The 16,860-nt window shown below is 72.1% G+C and carries 14 protein-coding genes, 1 tRNA gene and 1 pseudogene; 6 read left to right on the top strand and 10 right to left on the bottom strand.

Going from position 1 to position 16,860, the window contains the following annotated elements; all coding sequences use genetic code 11:
- The first annotated feature begins 1 nt into the window (after window position 1).
- On the top strand, window positions 2-421 hold the full coding sequence (locus tag ACIHCX_RS13110; protein WP_400029021.1) for a Fur family transcriptional regulator: 420 nt from the start codon (window positions 2-4) through the stop codon (window positions 419-421).
- Between the two features lie 153 nt (window positions 422-574).
- Here the strand turns inward: ACIHCX_RS13110 and ACIHCX_RS13105 are convergent.
- The 3 genes from ACIHCX_RS13105 to ACIHCX_RS13095 all read right to left on the bottom strand — a co-directional run bounded on the left by ACIHCX_RS13105 (window position 575) and on the right by ACIHCX_RS13095 (window position 5,776).
- Window positions 575-648, bottom strand: a tRNA-Met gene (locus ACIHCX_RS13105).
- Between the two features lie 83 nt (window positions 649-731).
- On the bottom strand, window positions 732-2,564 hold the full coding sequence (locus ACIHCX_RS13100; RefSeq protein WP_400029020.1) for a sel1 repeat family protein: 1,833 nt from the start codon (window positions 2,562-2,564) through the stop codon (window positions 732-734).
- Window positions 2,565-2,782: 218 nt separating this feature from the next.
- On the bottom strand, window positions 2,783-5,776 hold the full coding sequence (locus tag ACIHCX_RS13095) for a UPF0182 family protein (RefSeq protein ID WP_400029229.1): 2,994 nt from the start codon (window positions 5,774-5,776) through the stop codon (window positions 2,783-2,785).
- A gap of 174 nt (window positions 5,777-5,950) precedes the next feature.
- Between ACIHCX_RS13095 and ACIHCX_RS13090 the strand changes: the two genes are divergently transcribed.
- Entirely contained in the window at window positions 5,951-6,493 is a 543-nt protein-coding gene (locus ACIHCX_RS13090; protein WP_400029019.1) for a PPA1309 family protein, read from the top strand.
- 111 nt (window positions 6,494-6,604) lie between these two features.
- Here ACIHCX_RS13090 and ACIHCX_RS13085 read toward each other — a convergent pair whose 3' ends face one another.
- The 4 genes from ACIHCX_RS13085 to ACIHCX_RS13070 all read right to left on the bottom strand — a co-directional run bounded on the left by ACIHCX_RS13085 (window position 6,605) and on the right by ACIHCX_RS13070 (window position 9,716).
- A complete protein-coding gene (locus ACIHCX_RS13085; protein ID WP_400029018.1) occupies window positions 6,605-7,702 on the bottom strand; it encodes a PDZ domain-containing protein in 1,098 nt (365 codons plus the stop codon).
- 50 nt (window positions 7,703-7,752) lie between these two features.
- Window positions 7,753-7,884 carry a hypothetical protein gene (locus ACIHCX_RS13080; RefSeq protein WP_400029243.1) on the bottom strand — a complete coding sequence of 44 codons (132 nt, stop codon included), beginning with the start codon at window positions 7,882-7,884 and terminating at the stop codon, window positions 7,753-7,755.
- 175 nt (window positions 7,885-8,059) lie between these two features.
- Window positions 8,060-8,518 carry a molybdenum cofactor biosynthesis protein MoaE gene (locus tag ACIHCX_RS13075; RefSeq protein WP_400029017.1) on the bottom strand — a complete coding sequence of 153 codons (459 nt, stop codon included), beginning with the start codon at window positions 8,516-8,518 and terminating at the stop codon, window positions 8,060-8,062.
- Between the two features lie 88 nt (window positions 8,519-8,606).
- The gene (locus ACIHCX_RS13070; protein ID WP_400029016.1) at window positions 8,607-9,716 is read right to left on the bottom strand and encodes an SDR family oxidoreductase; all 1,110 of its coding nucleotides are present in this window, start codon (window positions 9,714-9,716) and stop codon (window positions 8,607-8,609) included.
- A gap of 193 nt (window positions 9,717-9,909) precedes the next feature.
- Between ACIHCX_RS13070 and ACIHCX_RS13065 the strand changes: the two genes are divergently transcribed.
- Both ACIHCX_RS13065 and ACIHCX_RS13060 read left to right on the top strand, forming a co-directional pair.
- The gene (locus ACIHCX_RS13065; protein ID WP_400029015.1) at window positions 9,910-11,385 is read left to right on the top strand and encodes a zinc-dependent metalloprotease; all 1,476 of its coding nucleotides are present in this window, start codon (window positions 9,910-9,912) and stop codon (window positions 11,383-11,385) included.
- Window positions 11,382-11,924: an NUDIX hydrolase gene (locus tag ACIHCX_RS13060; protein WP_400029014.1), complete on the top strand. Its 543-nt coding sequence runs from the start codon at window positions 11,382-11,384 to the stop codon at window positions 11,922-11,924. The genes ACIHCX_RS13065 and ACIHCX_RS13060 overlap by 4 nt, the downstream gene beginning before the upstream one ends.
- A 61-nt stretch (window positions 11,925-11,985) precedes the next feature.
- Here ACIHCX_RS13060 and ACIHCX_RS13055 read toward each other — a convergent pair.
- The 3 genes and pseudogenes from ACIHCX_RS13055 to ACIHCX_RS13045 form a co-directional block, all read right to left on the bottom strand.
- Window positions 11,986-12,081, bottom strand: a pseudogene (locus tag ACIHCX_RS13055) (AIM24 family protein); the annotation flags it as partial.
- A 5-nt stretch (window positions 12,082-12,086) separates the two neighbouring features.
- A complete protein-coding gene (locus ACIHCX_RS13050; RefSeq protein WP_400029013.1) occupies window positions 12,087-13,259 on the bottom strand; it encodes a TerD family protein in 1,173 nt (390 codons plus the stop codon).
- Between the two features lie 142 nt (window positions 13,260-13,401).
- Window positions 13,402-13,998, bottom strand: a complete 597-nt coding sequence (locus ACIHCX_RS13045; protein WP_400029012.1) for a M48 family metallopeptidase — start codon at window positions 13,996-13,998, stop codon at window positions 13,402-13,404.
- A gap of 250 nt (window positions 13,999-14,248) precedes the next feature.
- Between ACIHCX_RS13045 and ACIHCX_RS13040 the strand changes: the two genes are divergently transcribed.
- The gene (locus ACIHCX_RS13040; protein ID WP_400029011.1) at window positions 14,249-15,463 is read left to right on the top strand and encodes a TOMM precursor leader peptide-binding protein; all 1,215 of its coding nucleotides are present in this window, start codon (window positions 14,249-14,251) and stop codon (window positions 15,461-15,463) included.
- Window positions 15,456-16,850 (top strand): ABC1 kinase family protein, encoded by a 1,395-nt coding sequence (locus ACIHCX_RS13035; protein WP_400029010.1) that lies wholly within the window; start codon window positions 15,456-15,458, stop codon window positions 16,848-16,850. Before ACIHCX_RS13040 ends, ACIHCX_RS13035 begins: the two co-directional genes overlap by 8 nt.
- Window positions 16,851-16,860: the final 10 nt, after the last annotated feature.

Genomic DNA, 16,860 nt, shown 5'->3' with positions numbered 1-16,860 from the left:
TATGAGTGACCTTCTGGAACGGTTGCGCGGACGCGGATGGCGGATGACCGCGCAGCGGCGCGTGGTGGCCGAGGTCCTCGACGGCGAACACGTCCACCTGACGGCCGACGAGGTCCACGCCCGGGCTGTCGCCAAGCTGCCCGAGATCTCCCGGGCGACCGTCTACAACACGCTGGGCGAGCTGGTCTCCCTCGGCGAGGTCCTGGAAGTCGCCACGGACAAGCGCGCCAAGCGGTACGACCCCAACGCGCACGAGCCGCACCACCACCTGGTCTGCGCCGGCTGCGGCGCGATCCGGGACGTCCACCCGAGCGGCAACCCGCTGGCCGACCTGCCCGACTCGGAGCGCTTCGGCTTCACGGTCTCGGACGTGGAGGTCACCTACCGCGGACTGTGCCCGAACTGCTCGGCGGCGGCCTGACAGCGCCGGCCCACAGCCCCACTCGCACAGGAAAGACCCCCGGCACCTGACGGCGCCGGGGGTCTTTCACGATCTGGCGTTCACGAGCCGCCGTTCGCGAGCCGAAACACCGAGGGCCGGAATCCTGATCGGATTCCGGCCCTCGGCCTTCAGTAGCGGGGACAGGATTTGAACCTGCGACCTCTGGGTTATGAGCCCAGCGAGCTACCGAGCTGCTCCACCCCGCGGCGATGAATGGAACACTACGTGAACGCCGGGCCGAGAAGCAAATCGTTTACGGCGGCGACGGAGCACGACGGCAGGACCCGCGTCACGCGGACAGTTCCTCGCGCAGCGCGTCACGCAGTCGCGCGGCCCGCTGGGCGACCTCCGCCGGCCCCAGCGTCACGGCACGGTCGGCCCACCCCTGCCCCTCGGCCAGCTCCCCGCGCCGGGCGTGCACCAGGGCGAGCCGCAGCGCCGCCCGCCCGTGCCCGGCGTCGGCCGCCCGCGCCCACCACGCGGCCGCCTCGGGCTCGCTGCCCTCCCGGGCGAGCAGCAGCCCCAGGTTGAACGCGCCGTTGCGGGACCCGGACTCCGCCGCCTTCCGGTACCACCGCGCCGCCTCGACCACGTCCCCGCGCGCCGCGGCCAGCATCCCGACCCGCACCTGCGCCCGCCGGTGCCCCTGCCCGGCCGCCCGCTCGTACCACTCCTCGCACTCGGTCTTTTCCTGGATCACCGACTCACCGAGCTCGTGCGCGGGGGCCGGCGGCCGCCGGGCGTCGAGCACGGTGGCCAGCCGGAACGCCGCCTCCGCGCTCCCGCCGCCGGCCGCGCACCGCAGATGCCGCTCGGCCTCCCGCTCGTCGCCCGCCCGCAGCCGGGCGATCCCCACCTGCAGCGCCGCCTCCGTGTGCCCGGCCGCCGCCGCCCGCTCGTACCACCGCAGGGCCTGGGCGTCCTGGTCCCGCCCGGCGTGGAGGATCCCCAGGTTGAACGCGGCGTCGACGCTCCCGGCCTCCGCCGCCTTGGAGAACCACGGCTCGGCCCCGCCGGTGTCCCCGCCCTGGAGCAGCAGGACGGCCAGCGCGTTCGACGCCTCGCGGTGCCCGGCGTAGGCCGCACGCCGGTACCACTGCTCGGCCTGCGCGGTACGGCCCTGCTCGGCGCAGAGCAGCCCGAGGTTGTAGGCGCCGTTGATGTCACCCGCGTCCATCGCCGCCCGGTACCACCGCTCGGCGGTCTGCGTCTCGCCGCGCTCGGCGTGCAGCGCGCCCAGCGCGTTCGCCGCGTTGCCGTCGCCGTGCTGCGCGGCTCTGAGCCACCACAGGGCGGCGCTCTCGGCGTCACCGGCGTCCCGCAGCAGGAACCCGAGCGCGCAGGCGGCCCTGGCCTCGCCGTCCTTGGCGGAGGTCAGGTACCAGCGGCCCGCCTCCTTGAGGGCGCCACGCCGCTCCAGGATGGCGCCGAGGTGCAGGGCGGCCCGCCGGTGCCCGCGCGCGGCGGCCTGGCGATACCACTGCTCGGCCTCCGCCATCAGCCCGGCACCGTCCCCGCCGGGCTGCCTCCCGGCCCGCCGGTCCAGCGCCCGCGCCAGCCGGTACTCCGCCTCCCGGTGCCCCCGCTCGGCGGCGACCCGCAGCCAGCGCTCGGCTCCGGCGTCGCCGCGGTGCTCCAGCAGGTCGGCGAGGGCGTAGGCGCCCAGGAGGTGCCCCTGCTCGGCGGACTGGCGCAGCCAGTACTCGGCGGCGGGCTCGTCGCCGCGCTCGCGGTGGTGCCGTCCGAGCGCGTGCGCGGCCGCCGCGGATCCGGCGACGGCGGCGATACGCCACCACCCGGCGGCCTCGTCGGCGTATCCGCGCTGGTGGAGCAGGACGCCCAGGTTGTTGGCCGCGGCGCGGTCGCCGCCCGCGGTGGCGGAACGCAGATGGGGTTCGGCTCCGTCGAGATCGCCGCGGCGCAGCAGCATGGCCCCGAGGACGCTCATGGCCTCCACGTCGCCCGCCTCGGCGGCGAGGCGGCGGCGCGCCAGCTCGGCGGTCTCGTCGGCGACCGCCGCCACGGACTCGCCCCGGGCCCCGCCTCCGGTCCCCTCAGAACCGGAAGCCTGCACAAATCGCCCCGTCCCGAACAGAGTTGCCTTGTCCCCCATAACGTCCATCGTCGCACCACCTGCAACCCGGGTACATCAGTAATACCCCAGCCAGTGAGGTCACTTCAGCGTTTTGTCGACATGCCCACAGAGAGACAAGTCAAACACAGATCTCCCAACTCCCGACGGCGGCACGGCGGCTGGATACGTCGGCACATGCGTTCGCACACGGCGAAGGGCCCGGATCCGCGGTGCGGATCCGGGCCCTTGGACTCGGCGGGGAGCGATCAGCCCCCGCTCGGGCTACCGCTCGGACTGCTGTCCGGTGACGGACCGGCGCTCGCACCCGGGCTCGCGCCGCCCTTGCCGTCGCCGTTCTTGCCGCCGGCGCCGGCCTTCGCCGCCTGCGCCTGCGCGTCCTCGGCCCGCTTCAGCGCGTCCTGAAGGTCCTTCTGCGCCTGGCCGTACGCCTGCCAGTCACCGTTCTTCAGGGCGGTCTGACCGTCGTCGAAGGCCTTCTGCGCGTCCTTCAACGCCTCCTTGACCGTCGGGTTGTTCGACGGCGGCGGGGTGGTCGTCCCGCCGCTGCCGGTGCCACCGCCACCGGTGTCGGAGCCGGGTGGCTCAGGGGTCGAGCCCTCCACGCCGAAGATCTTGTCGAGCGCCTTGTCGAGCGTGTCCTCGAACGCCGTGTTACCGCCGTAGGTCACGAGGACCTTGCGCAGCAGCGGGTACTTGAGGCCGCCGCCGCGCAGGTAGACCGGCTCGACGTAGAGCAGTCCCCCGTCGAGCGGCACCGTCAGCAGGTTGCCGTACTCGACCTCCGAGTCGCCGCCCTTCAGCAGCCGGATGGACTCGGCGATGGCGGGTTCGGAGTTGAACTGGCTCTGCACCCGTTTCGGACCGTCGATCGTCTTGCCCGTGGGCAGCTTCAGGATGCTGATCTTGCCGTACCCACTCGTGTTCGCGTCGGCGTTGACCGTCATGAACGCGCTCAGGTTGTCACGGCCGTTCGGCGTCATCGTCGTCGTCAGCGAGAACGTCTGGGACGACTCACCGGGCATCTTGAGGCTCAGGTAGTACGGCGGCACCGCGTCGCCCGACTTGTTGGTCGGGTCGTTGGGGATCTGCCACACCTCGCTGCCGCTGAGGAAGGTCTGCGCGTCCGTGACGTGGTAGCGCGTGAGCAGCTCGCGCTGCACCTTGAACAGGTCCTGCGGGTACCGGATGTGGGCCATCAGCTCCGGGGAGATGTCCTTCTTCGGCTCGACCGTGCCCGGGAACGCCTTCATCCAGGTCTTCAGGACCGGGTCCTTGGTGTCCCACTGGTAGAGCTTGACCTCGCCCGTGTAGGCGTCGACGGTCGCCTTGACCGAGTTGCGGATGTAGTTGACCTGGTTCTGCTGGGCCACCACCCGCTGGTTGTTGGCGGCGGTCAGCGAGTCCAGCGTCGTGTCACCGAGGGTGGTGCGCGAGGAGTACGGGTAGCCGTTGGTGGTCGTGTAGGCGTCCACGATCCACTGGACGCGCCCGTCGACCACCGCCGGGTACGAGACCCCGTCGATCGTCAGCCACGGGGCGACCGCCTCGACGCGCTGCTTGGGCGTGCGGTTGTACAGGATGCGTGAACCGTCGCCGATCGCGCCGGAGTACAGGATCTGCGGCTCGCTGAACGCCACCGCGTACGCGGCCCGGTTCAGCGGGTTGGAGAGGCTGACGCCGCTGTTCCCCTTGTAACTGGTGGTCTTCTCACCGCTGTCGTCGGAGTAGTCGATCTCCTTCTGGGGACCGCCGACGATGGAGTAGGTGCTGGTCTTCTCGCCGTAGTAGATCCGCTGCTCGTAGCGCGGGAGGTCACCCGTGGACGGCAGGTTGTACTCGGTGAACACCGGACGGCCCTCGGAGTCGGCCTCGGTGCCCTTGGCCGCGACCACGCCGTAACCGTGGGTGTAGCGGAAGTGGTCGTTGATCCAGTTGTTCTTCGGGATCCCGGCGAGGTTCAGCTCGCGCAGGCCGATGACCGTGTCCTGGACCTTTCCGTCCTTGGTCTTGTACCGGTCGACGGCCAGGTTGGACGGGAAGCCGTAGTAGTTGCGGACCTGCTGGAGCTGCTCGAACGTCGGCGAGACGATGTTCGGGTCCATCAGCCGGTAACTGGCCGCGTCGGCGGCGCCGTCCCGCAGCTGCTTCTTGTCCTGGGTGCTGCTCGTGCCCGCGTAGTCGGTGACCTTGGAGTCGTCGATGCCGTACGCCTCACGGGTCGCCTGGAGGTTCTTCTGGACGTACGGGGCTTCCTTGGCCTGCTCGTTGGGCTCGACCTGGAACTTCTGCACGATCGCCGGGTACAGGCCGCCGATGAGGATGGCCGACAGCACCATCAGGCCGAACCCGATGACCGGCAGCTGCCAGGTGCGCCGCCACAGGGTGGCGAAGAACAGCAGCGCGCAGATGACGGCGATGCAGAACAGGATCGTCTTGGCCGGCAGATAGGCGTTGGCGTCGACGTACCTCAGGCCCGTCCAGTTGCCGGTCGCCTTGAAGTCGCTCGACTTCACCGCCAGTCCGTACCGGTCGAGCCAGTAGGCCACCGCCTTCAGCGTCACGAAGACGCCCAAGAGCACCGACAGGTGCCCGGTCGCCGCGCCCGTGGCACGCGCGCCGGGGCTGGTGACGCGCAGACCGCCGTACAGGTAGTGGGTGAGCACCGCGGCGATCAGGGACAGGATCGTCGCCGCGAAGCCGAAGCCCAACAGGAAGCGGTACCAGGGCAGGTCGAAGGCGTAGAAGGAGACGTCCAGGTGGAACTGCGAGTCCTGCTTGCCGAACGGCACGCCGTTGACCCACATCAGCCAGGTCCGCCACTCGCTCGCGGCGGAGGCACCGGCGATCAGCCCGACCAGCGCCGTGATGCCGCACAGCAGCCACTTCTTGTACGGCGCGATGCCCATCCGGTAGCGGTCCAGGCTCTGCTGCTCCATCGACATGGCGCTCAGCGGCGGCCGCAGCCGGTGTGCCAGCCAGATGTTCAGCCCGACCGCGGCCGCCATCAGCAAGCCGAAGACGAAGAACAGTCCGATCTTGGTCCACAGGGTGGTGGTGAACACGGACGAGTAGTGCACCGACCGGTACCACAGCCAGTCCGTCCAGAAGCCCGCGAACATGGCAAAGACCATGCCGAGGACGGCGAGGACGCCCAGTGTCATGAGCAGGGTCCTGGCACGCCGGGACGGGCGGCCCACTCTCATCCGCGGCCCTGTCGGGCCTCCGCCGCGGTCCGGCATCTGGAAAGCCAAGGTGTGCACCTCGAAAGTCGCTGTTGGTTGTTTCGTTGCGTCAGGCCCCCGAGTCCGCGGACCGTACGGTGGGCCCCCGGAATCGTGGGCCCACACCTATGCAACTTACTCACCGTTTACTCGGTTCCCGCTTCCGCCCAGGAACGAGGCAGGATTGTGACCATGTCCAACACTCCCATGGCAGCGAACCCGCTCACCCGGGCGGTACTCGAGATCGACGAGTACGCCTCCGGCCTCGGCTGGGACCAGCCCGCTCGCCTCTTCGCCCTCGTAGACACCGCGCGGCTGCGGTCCCAGGAGCCCGCGCTCGCGGCCCAGCTCGGCCTGGAGGACGAGCAGGAGACCTCCGGTCTCACCCCGATCGAGCAGGACGAGGTCCCGGCCGACCGGCCCCTCGACGAGTTCCTCGCCACCATCGCCTGGCCGGGAGCGGTGGCCGGCTGCGCGCTGACCGTGGAGCGCCTGATGCTGCCCCCGTCCGCCGAGGCGCAGGTCCCGCAGGGACTGGACGGGGCGAGGCTGGCGAAGTGGGTGGCCGGCCACCCCGAGCGCCAGGAGGTCCGCATGACGGTCGCGGTCCTGCGTGACGGCGCCCGGGAGTCGGCCCTGCGCCTGCGCGAGAAGGACTCCGCCACGGAGGTCCTCACGGGCGCCGACCTGGTGCCGGGGCTGGCCGAGGCCCTGGCCGCGACCTTCGAGGACTAGGGCCTTCCAAGGTCCTTCGTTTGGATCAGCCCGGCCTGATCCGAACGAGAGGCCCCAGGTCCGCCCGCCGCCCTTCGGTATCCGTCAGGCACACGGCCGGGGCGCTGCCCGTCAGCCCTTGGCCGTGCACTTCGGCAGGTCGGCGGTCCTGCCGCCGCGGATGTCCTTCAGGGCGGTGAGCGCGTCGCCGATCGTGTGCACCTTGACGAGCGTGAGCCCCGAGGGGGTGTCCTTGGCGGCGGCCGCGCAGTTCTCCGCGGGGGTGAGGAAGAACCGGGCGCCCTTGCTGCGCGCGCCGACGGTCTTCATCTCGATCCCGCCGATCGGGCCGACCGTGCCGCCGTCGTCTATCGTCCCGGTGCCGGCCACGAACTTCCCGCCGGTCAGGCTGCCCGGCGTGAGCTTGTCGTAGATGCCGAGCGCGAACATCAGCCCAGCGCTCGGGCCACCGACGTCCGCGAGCTTGATGTTGATCTCGAACGGGAACGTGTGATCGGTCCCGGCGGAGATCCCCACGATGGCCCGCTTGGCCCCCGTGTCGGCGGACTGCGCGGTGGTGATGGTGACGTCCTTGGTGACGGTCGCCGCCTTGTGCTGCTTCGCGGCGGCGGCCTGCTCCTTGGCCGGCACGATCGTGAAGACCACGTCCTGCCCCGGTTCGTGCTTGGTGACCAGCTTGGCGACGTCGGAGGGCTGCTTGACCGCCGTGCCGTCGACGGCCTTGATGACGTCGCCCGCGTGCAGCCTGCCCTGCGCCGGGGTGCCCTTGACGACCGTGGCGACGATCACCCAGGACTGCACCGGGATGTGGAGCTCCTTCAGGGCGGCGACCTTGGCGCTCTCCTGGGACTGGGTGAACTCCTCGGCGTTCTCCTGGGTCGACTGCTCCTCCGTCTTGCCGTCGGGGTAGAGCGTGTCGTGCGGGACGATCTTGCTGTCGTGTGCCAGCCAGCCGTAGACGGCCTCGACGAGGTTCATGCGGTAGTCGGCGCTGGTGACCCGGACGGTGGTCATGTTGAGGTGGCCGTCCGTCGGGTAGGTCTTCCGGCCGGAGATCTGCAGCACCGGCTCGCCGCCGTGGTTGCCCAGGGTGTTGACCGTCGGCCCCGGTGACATCTCCGAGTAGGGCGCGGGGAAGAGGACTCCCGCGCACACGAGCGCGATGAACATCAGGGTGGAGGCGAGCATCGTCGCGGTGCGGCGTGGCATGACTCGACAGTACGGGACGGCTCTGTCAGCGCACCGTCAGGGCGGGACCCTCACGTACTGGAGTGGGACCTCTCCATGGCCTCGCGGAAACGGGCGTAACCGTCGAGTTCGGGACCGTCGCTGCGCGCCTTGCGGGTCCGGTTCGCCCAGCTCCCCCACAGTCCGGCGCCTATCGCAGCCATAAACGGAATCAGCAACCAGGCGAGCGCCGCCATGCCGACCTCCCAACCCCACGTGAGCGACCGCAACTGACTGATCAGCAGATTAACCATCCGCACTGACAACGCTCACGCCAGGGGTCCGGTTACGCAACCGGAATTGCGGTAACGGGGGTCGTGATCGACACGGCGGACGGCCCTAGGCGCCGACCCATTCCTCGGTGCCGTCCGAGAACCGCTGGTGCTTCCAGATCGGCACCTCGTGCTTGAGGTCGTCGATCAGCGTCCGGCAGGCCTCGAAGGCCTCGCCCCGGTGCGGACACGACACCCCGACGACGACCGCGAGGTCCCCCACCCTCAGGTCTCCCACGCGGTGCACGGCCGCCAGCGCCCGGACCGGGTACCCGGCGGCGACCTTCTCGGCGACCCTGCGCAGCTCCGCCTCCGCGCCGGGATGGCAGGAATACCCGAGCGCGTCGACATCGGCGCCCCCGTCGTGGTTCCGCACGGTGCCCACGAACAGCGCGGTCCCACCGGCGGCATCGTCCCCGAGCGCCTTGAACACCTCGTCCAGGGAGAGAGGGGTCTCCCGCACGCCGATCAGCTTGACGGGGTCCTCGGCGGCGTACTCGCCGGGATGATCGTTGGTGGCTGCCATGCGTCCATCGTGCCCCACACGTGACGGGACGGGGAACAGCGCGATCAGCCCGCACGCGCGCGTGCGGGTCCGAAGCCCCGTACGTCTCTCAGCGCCGGCGCGCCTTCCGGGCCCGCCGCACCACCGCCGCCGCGCCCAGCAGAGCCACCGTCGCCCCGGCGGCCCCCGCCGCCGTCGCGTCCTTGCGGCCCAGGCGCCGTCCGGCGACCGTGTGCCGCCCGGACACCTCCTCCAGCAGCGCGGCGAGGACCTCCTCGTTGGTCCAGCGCGGCCGCCACCCGGCGTCGTGCAGCCGGCTGCCGCTCACCACCCACGGGTACATCGTGTACGCCAGGTCCCCCGCCGGAGACGGCGTGAGCCCGATCCGGTGCAACCGGGCCGCCGCCCCCAGCGCGACCGCCGACGGCAGTTCCATCCGGCGGATCCCGCTGAGCTCCTCGACCTCCTCCTGCTCCAGCCACCCCTCGCACCCGACGGCCAGCTCGCCGTCGGCCTTCTCCAGCACGGCGTACTCCAGGGCGCTGCACAGGTCCTCCACGTGGCAGAACTGCCACGCGGGCCGCGATCCGGCCACCACCAGCAGTCGCGGCGACTCGAAGTACCTGGTCAGCGCGGTGTCCGTGCCGCCGACAAGGACCGCGGGCCGGACCACGGAGACGTTCAGCCCGGGGTGCGCCCGCGGCGCGCGCCGCGCCAGCCGCTCGATCTCCAGCAGGTCCCCGACCCCGGTCGCCTCGGCGGTCGCCCGCAGCTCCGCGTCCTCCGACAGCGGCAGCTCGTTGTCCGGCAGCGCCCCGTAGACCATCGCGGAGGTGCACAGCACCACGCGGTGCACCCCGGCCGCGGCCGCGGCGGTCAGCACGGTCTGCGTCCCCCGGACGTTGTACGCCGTCCGGGCGGCGGAATCGGTCTCCAGGTCGAGGTCGAGCGCCAGGTGCACCACGACGTCGGCGCCGCGCAGCCGCTCCGCGATCGCCGGATCCCGCACGTCGAGGATGTGCCACTGCGCCGCCGCGCACTCCCCGCGCCGTTCGTCGATGGCGATGACCTGCCGGACCTCGGCGGACTCGGCGAGCCGCTCGGTGAGCAGCGCGCCGACCCCGCGCGCGGCTCCGGTGACCGCGACGACAGGCCCGCGCACGGCGGGGGTGCTCTCGTGGTTTCGCGCTGCGCGAACCTGTGGATCTGGGGAACTCACCGGGCGTCTCCAGCGGTTGTCTTCACATACGGGCGCGAATGACGCGTACGTACCAGGTGGCATCCATCCTGCCGCAGGCGATGTGTCGGCGAAGCACCGAGGCCCGAACCGCCCATGGTGTCTACGCTGGGTGGTGTTGTCGGGCAGCCGCGCCGCCGGAGAGAACCGGTGGCCTTAACAGCCGAGGAACCCCGTGAGTGACACCCCATTCGGATTCGGCCTTCCGCCGGAGGAGCCGGACGACGGCGACGAGGGCAAGAAGAAGGACCAGCAGAGCGGCGGTGAGCAGGGACCGGCCAACCCGTTCGGTTTCGGACTGTCCGGGGCCGGAGGCTTTGGCGGGCCCGGCGCCGACAATCCGCTCGCAGCCATGTTCGGTTCGCTGAACCCCACCGACCTGGGCGCGGCGTTCCAGCAGCTCGGCCAGATGCTCTCCTACGAGGGCGGCCCGGTGAACTGGGACATGGCCAAGCAGATCGCCCGCCAGACGGTCTCCCAGGGCACCTCGGACGGCACCAAGGACGCCAGCGTCGGCCCCGCCGAGCGCACCGCGGTCCAGGACGCCGTCCGGCTGGCCGACCTGTGGCTGGACGACGTGACGTCCCTGCCGTCCGGCGCGGGCTCCGCGGTGGCGTGGTCCCGCGCGGAGTGGGTCGAGGCCACCCTGCCGGCCTGGAAGGAGCTCGTCGACCCGGTCGCCGAGCGGGTCGGCACCGCCATGGGCGACGTCCTGCCGGAGGAGATGCAGGCCATGGCCGGCCCGCTGATCGGCATGATGCGCTCCATGGGCGGCGCCATGTTCGGCACGCAGATCGGTCAGGCCGTCGGCGTGCTGGCCGGCGAGGTCGTCGGCTCGACCGACATCGGCCTGCCGCTCGGCCCGGCCGGCCGGGCCGCGCTGCTGCCGGTGAACATCGAGACGTTCGGCAAGGACCTGGGTGTGCCCAAGGAGGAGGTGCGGCTGTACCTCGCCCTGCGGGAGGCCGCCCACCAGCGCCTGTTCTCGCACGTGCCGTGGCTGCGCTCGCACCTGTTCGGCGCCGTCGACGGGTATGCGCGCGGGATCAAGGTCGACACCGCCAAGCTGGAGGACGTGGTCGGCCAGTTCGACCCGCAGAACCCCGAGCAGTTGCAGGACGCCCTCCAGCAGGGCATGTTCCAGCCGGAGGACACCCCGGAGCAGAAGGCCGCCCTGGCCCGCCTGGAGACCGCTCTGGCCCTCGTCGAGGGCTGGGTGGACGCCGTGGTGCACGCCGCGGCCAAGCCGCGCCTGTCGTCCGCCGACGCGCTGCGCGAGACGCTGCGCCGCCGCCGGGCCTCGGGCGGCCCGGCCGAGCAGACCTTCGCCACGCTGATCGGCCTGGAGCTGCGCCCGCGCCGGCTGCGGGACGCCTCCCGCCTGTGGGCCTCGCTCACCGACGCGCGCGGGGTGGAGGGCCGCGACGGCCTGTGGGCGCACCCGGACATGCTGCCCACCGCCGCCGACCTGGACGACCCGGACGGCTTCGTGCACCGCGAGCACATGGACTTCTCCGAGCTGGACAGGATGCTCGGCGAGGCGGCGGGCGGTTCCGCGCCGAAGCCGGACCTGCGCAAGAAGACCGAGCCCGACGAGAACAACGAGGACGGCAAGAGCGACAGGGGCCACAAGGGCGACGACGCCGAGTGAGTCTCCACGACGACGCGGTCCTCGTCCTGCGGGAGTACCGGGAGCACGAAGAGTCCGGGGAGTACGGGGACCAGAAGGAGTTGCGCCCGCTCTACCTGGAGCATCTGCGGACGCGCCCGGACGGCATGTGGAAGGCCTGCGCGGACGGGCACATCACGGCGAGCGCGATGGTGATCGACCCGGAGCGCGGCCGGGTGCTGCTGACCCTCCACAGGAAGCTGCGCATGTGGCTCCAGATGGGCGGCCACTGCGAGCCGGAGGACGCCACGCTGGCGGACGCGGCCCTGCGCGAGGCGACCGAGGAGTCGGGCATCGAGGGGCTGACTCTGCTGCCCGGCGGCCCCGTCCGCCTCGACCGACACCGCACCCCGTGTGCCTGGCACCTCGACGTCCAGTACGCCGCGCTCGCGCCGCGCGGGGCGGAGGCGGCCATCAGCGACGAGTCCCTGGACCTGCGCTGGTTCGCCTACGACGACGTGCCGGGGGTGGCGGACACGTCGGTCGTCCGCCTGCTGGAGGCGACGCGCGCCAGGCTCTGACCCCGCGAGGGGCGACGGCCGGTGGTGGTCGCCCCTCGCCTCCGGCCTCGGCCCAGCCCCGAACGTTCCCCTGGTTCTGTCCCCGCGCCCCCTGCTGTCCCATGCCGAACTGCGCGGCGAGGCCCTGCCCGACCACCGCGTTCTGCGGCGGCAGCAGCGGGTTCAGCGCGGCGGACACTCCGGCGGCTCGGGGGGCGCCTCCGGCGCTCCGTAGGGAGCGGGCTGACCGGGGGCCTGGCCGAACGGCGGCCGGTCACCGTAGCCGGGGAGCGGCGGGGGCTGCTGTGCCTGGTACTGGGCGGATGGCGGAAGCGGGGGCGGGGCCTGCTGTGCCTGGTACTGGGCGGATGGCGGAAGCGGGGGCGGGGTCTGTCCGTACGGTCGGCCGTAGGGCGGCTGCGCGTAGGGCGCGGGTGGCGGGGCGGGCGGCGGGACAGGGGCGCCGGGCGGGGTCAGGGGGGCGATGATGGTCGGCGCCGCGTGCACCGACGGCGTGGGACCCGGCGCCGGGGGCAGAGGCGGCGGGGTGGCTTCCGGAGGCAGCGGGGTGGCTCCTGGAGGCGGCGCGAAGCCGTACGCGACGGGCGGCGGCACCAAGGCGACCGGCTCCGGGGCGGGGGCCGGGGCGACCGGCTCCGGGACGGGGACCGGGGCGACCGGCTCCGGGACGGGAGCCGAGGCAGGCATCGGAGCGGGCGGCCCGGAGGGGACGGCGAACTCCGGGGGCGCGGTGGCCTGGGCGGGCGGGGCGAAGCCCGGAGCGGCTCCGGACTGCGGGTCGTGGCCCGCGGCGGGGTTCTCCTCCTCTTCCAGGACCTCCCCGCCGAAGTTCTTCAGCAGCGCCTCGAGGCCCCCGTCGAAGCCCTGGCCGACGGCCGCGAACCGCCACGCGTCCCTGACGTAGAAGTCGCCCAGCATCACGGCCCGTTCGGTGGAGAACTCCGAGCCGTCGAACGCGTACCGGGCCACCTCCTCGCCGCCCGCCACGATGCGCAGGTACCCGGAGTCGATCCGGGACATCTGCCCGGCACCGTCGATGGCGGCCGTGAACGACAGCTTCCGGATGTGCGACGGGATCTTCTCCAGCGTGACCCGGAAGGACTCCGTGTCGCCCGCCTGGGCGCCCAGCAGCTGGATGGCCTCCTCGGGGGACTTCGGCTGGTTGTAGAAGACGAAGTACCGGTCGTCCGACAGGCGTTCGTCGGCGTCCAGACCGAAGCAGCTGATGTCGACGGTCAGTCCGGGGGCCGTGATCTGCACGCCGACGTACAGATCCGTGCCCGCGGTCAGGTCACTGATCCTGGCCTTGTGGCCGCGCTGGAATTCCCTGGGCATGCCCAACGGACCGTCCCCCGTCCCGAGTGCGAGTGCGAGTGCGTCGCGCCAGGCTAACGGCAAACCCCGACACCGGCCGAAGTCGGTACGGACCCGGTACACAAGCACAGTCGGGTGGTGACGGACGCCCCCGGCGGCTCCGTCACCCGCCCTGTGAACCCGGCGGATGCGGCAGCCGCGCGGCCGCGGCCACCCCTTCCAGATAGCCCCGGGCCCGCTCGGTGCGCGGGTACGCCTCCAGCAGCCGCCAGAAGTCGGGGCCGTGTCCCGGGACGAGCAGATGGGCCAGCTCGTGCAGCAGTACGTAGTCGACGACGTACTCGGGCATCCCCTGAAGCCGGTGGGACAGCCGGATGCTGCCCTCCGCCGGGGTGCACGAGCCCCAGCGCGTGTTCTGGTTGGTGACCCAGCGGACCGAGGCGGGCCGGGCGCGGCCGTCGAAGAACTGGGCGGACAGCCGTTCGGCGCGTTCGGCCAGCTCCGTGTCGCCGAGCGTTCGCCGGCTCTCCTGGGCGGCGAGCTTGTCGAGCATGACGGTCACCCAGCGCCGCTCCTCCGCCTCGGACATCCGGGCGGGGATGAGCACGACGGTGCGACCGCCCTCGCGGTACGCGGAGACCGTCCGACGTCGCCGGGTACTCCTGCGGACCTCGATCTCGCTCGCCTCGGCGCCGTCCGGCGGCGGGCTCGTCTTGCCGCGCTGCGGCGTTCCGGCACGGTGCAGTGGGTCGGCGGACACGCCCCGACGTTACCGGGTGCGCGGCCGGGAAGTCCCGGGCCCGGAACGGGTTCCGTGCCGATCCCTCGCCGAGCGTCCGATTCATACGACTCATACGACTCGTATGACGAATACCCATCGCCTGTGGACAACTTTCGGCGCCCGCCGTCCGGGCCGGGCATGCTGGCATTCGTCGGCGACGGCTGGGACCGGCCTCACCGGCGTACGAGGACGTTTCGGCGCTTTCCTTCTTCGGGCTACGGGGGCTCGCATGCATCCGATGGTGAAACCCGCGCTCAGGCGCGGCTGGCGTGATCTCGGGACCGTGCAGTTCGGGATGACTCCCGCGCACGCGATGACCCTGGGCCCGCTGGACACGGCGACGGGCAGTTTCCTGGACCTGCTCAACGGCACGCGCGGACTGCCGCTGCTGCAGGAGGAGGCACGCCGCATGGATCTGCCCGACGGCCACGTCGACCGCCTGGTGGAGCGGCTGGCCCAGGCCGGGCTCCTGGACGACGCCCGGGGCGGCGGCGCGGCGGCCGACGCGCTGCGGGAGCGGAAGGAGGCCATGGACCGGCTGGCGCCCGATCTCGCCTCCCTCTCTTTGACCACGCGCGCACCGGGTGAGGCGATGGGGCGCCTCGCCGCCCGACGTGCGGCGCGGGTGCGGGTCCAGGGCGCGGGCCGGGTGGGCGCCGTCCTGGCGGCGCTGCTGTCCGGGGCGGGGGTCGGCGAGGTCGACGTGCGCGACGGCGGCTGTGTGGAGCCGGGGGACGTCGCCCCGGGCGGGCTGTCCGCCGAGACCGTCGGCGAGCGCCGGGACACCGCGGCGCGGCGGGCCGTGCGTGCCGCGGCCCCGGACCGTCCGGCCCGCCGCACCGCCCGGACACCGTCCGAGTCCGACGAGCGGGGATTCTCCCTGGTGGTCCTCGCCCCGAGGGACGACATCGCCGTGCACGCGCCCGATCCGTCCGCGGCCGCCGCCCTGATCGAGTCCGGCACCCCTCATCTGTACGCCGGGGTGGTGGAGGGCACGGGCGTCGTGGGCCCGCTCGTCCTGCCCGGCGAGACCGGCTGCGCCGGCTGTCTGCACCTCGGGCGCACGGACCGGGACGGGACCTGGCCGCGTCTGGTGGCACAGTGGCGCTCGGGCAGACCGCGTCATGTACGCCCGTGTGATCTGCCTCTCGCCGCGACCGTGGCCGCCCTGTCGGCCGCGCACGCGCTCGCCTTCCTCGACGGGGAGTCGCCCTCCAGCGCGGGCGCCCGCTGGGAGGTGTCCCTGCCCGGCCTGAGCTGGCGCCCACGCCCGGTGTGGCCGCATCCGTCCTGCTCGTGCGGCGCGGCCGGGGAAGCCGAGGGGGAGCAGGCCTCGGGGAACGACGAGGCACGCGCAACAATGGCTGGGCAACGGCCGTCATCGACGCCCTGCCGCCGGGCAGACGCGGCGCGGCTTGCTCGGACTTGGAGGGCGCATGTCTGATCTTCCCCGGAAGGCGGTCACCCGGACCGCCAAGCTCGCCGCGCTCCCGCTCGGATTCGCCGGGAGAGCGACCTGGGGACTCGGCAAACGGATCGTCGGCGAGTCCGCCGATCTCGTCGGTCGCGAGCTTCAGCAACGCACAGCCGACCAGTTGTTCAAGGTGCTCGGTGAGCTCAAGGGCGGGGCGATGAAGTTCGGGCAGGCGCTGTCCGTCTTCGAGTCGGCACTGCCCGAGGAGGTCGCCGGCCCCTACCGGGTCGCGCTGACCAAGCTCCAGGAGGCGGCGCCGCCGATGCCGACGCGCACGGTGCACTCCGTGCTGGAGGAGCGGCTGGGCGAGCACTGGCGCGAGCTGTTCGAGGAGTTCGAGGACAAGCCGTCCGCGGCGGCCTCGATCGGGCAGGTGCACCGGGCGGTGTGGCGCGACGGCCGCGAGGTCGCGGTCAAGGTGCAGTATCCCGGCGCCGGCGAGGCCCTCGTATCCGATCTGACCCAATTGAGCAGGTTCGCCCGCCTTCTGGGGCCGCTGGTTCCCGGCGTGGACATCAAGCCGCTGATCGCCGAGCTCAAGGACCGCGTCTCCGAGGAGCTGGACTACGGACTGGAGGCGCAGGCCCAGCAGGCTCACGCCGAGGAGTTCGCCGACGACCCGGACTTCGTCGTCCCGGCGGTGGTCCATCAGTGCGAGCAGGTCCTGGTCACCGAGTGGCTCGACGGTGTTCCGCTGTCCGAGGTGATCGCGGACGGCACCCAGGCCCAGCGCGACCGCGCCGGCCAGCTGCTGGCCCGCTTCCTGTTCTCGGGCCCGGCCCGCACGGGCCTGCTGCACGCCGACCCGCACCCCGGCAACTTCCGTCTCCTGCCCGGCGGACCGGACGGCGAGGACGACTGGCGCCTGGGTGTCCTGGACTTCGGCACCGTCGACCGCCTTCCCGGCGGCCTGCCGACGCCCATCGGCTCAGCGCTGCGCATGGCGCTGGACGGCAAGGCGGAGGCGGTCTACGAGATGCTGTCCACGGAGGGCTTCGTGAAGGAGTCCATCGAGCTGGACCCGGACGCCGTCTTCGACTACCTCCTGCCGATCATCGAACCGGCCCAGGTGGAGGAGTTCACCTTCACCCGCGGCTGGATGCGCAGCCAGGCGGCCCGGATCGCCGACCCCCGCTCCCCCGCCTACCAACTGGGCAAGCAGCTCAATCTGCCCCCGTCGTACCTGCTGATCCACCGGGTCACGCTCAGCACCATCGGTGTGCTGTGCCAGCTGGGCTCCACCGTGCGGCTTCGGGAGGAGTTGGAGGAGTGGCTGCCAGGTTTCGCCGCCCGTCCAGTAGGCGAGCAGCCGGGCGACGAGGAACCGGACGACGAGCAGGCGGCCGCCGAGGCCTGAGCACGCTGGG

The sequence above is a fragment of the Streptomyces sp. NPDC052043 genome (genome assembly GCF_044548235.1).
Classification (GTDB): domain Bacteria; phylum Actinomycetota; class Actinomycetes; order Streptomycetales; family Streptomycetaceae; genus Streptomyces.
The sequence above is the reverse complement of the archived record's forward strand: the minus strand, read 5'-3'. Positions and strand labels throughout refer to the sequence as shown.

What these genes read in the sequence shown, in the direction of transcription:
- ACIHCX_RS13110 (WP_400029021.1), top strand. Translation starts at nt 2, where the DNA reads ATGAGTGACCTTCTGGAACGGTTGCGCGGACGCGGATGGCGGATGACC.
- ACIHCX_RS13100 (WP_400029020.1), bottom strand. Translation starts at nt 2,564, where the DNA reads ATGGACGTTATGGGGGACAAGGCAACTCTGTTCGGGACGGGGCGATTT.
- ACIHCX_RS13095 (WP_400029229.1), bottom strand. Translation starts at nt 5,776, where the DNA reads ATGCCGGACCGCGGCGGAGGCCCGACAGGGCCGCGGATGAGAGTGGGC.
- ACIHCX_RS13090 (WP_400029019.1), top strand. Translation starts at nt 5,951, where the DNA reads ATGTCCAACACTCCCATGGCAGCGAACCCGCTCACCCGGGCGGTACTC.
- ACIHCX_RS13085 (WP_400029018.1), bottom strand. Translation starts at nt 7,702, where the DNA reads ATGCCACGCCGCACCGCGACGATGCTCGCCTCCACCCTGATGTTCATC.
- ACIHCX_RS13080 (WP_400029243.1), bottom strand. Translation starts at nt 7,884, where the DNA reads ATGGCTGCGATAGGCGCCGGACTGTGGGGGAGCTGGGCGAACCGGACC.
- ACIHCX_RS13075 (WP_400029017.1), bottom strand. Translation starts at nt 8,518, where the DNA reads ATGGCAGCCACCAACGATCATCCCGGCGAGTACGCCGCCGAGGACCCC.
- ACIHCX_RS13050 (WP_400029013.1), bottom strand. Translation starts at nt 13,259, where the DNA reads ATGCCCAGGGAATTCCAGCGCGGCCACAAGGCCAGGATCAGTGACCTG.
- ACIHCX_RS13040 (WP_400029011.1), top strand. Translation starts at nt 14,249, where the DNA reads ATGCATCCGATGGTGAAACCCGCGCTCAGGCGCGGCTGGCGTGATCTC.
- ACIHCX_RS13035 (WP_400029010.1), top strand. Translation starts at nt 15,456, where the DNA reads ATGTCTGATCTTCCCCGGAAGGCGGTCACCCGGACCGCCAAGCTCGCC.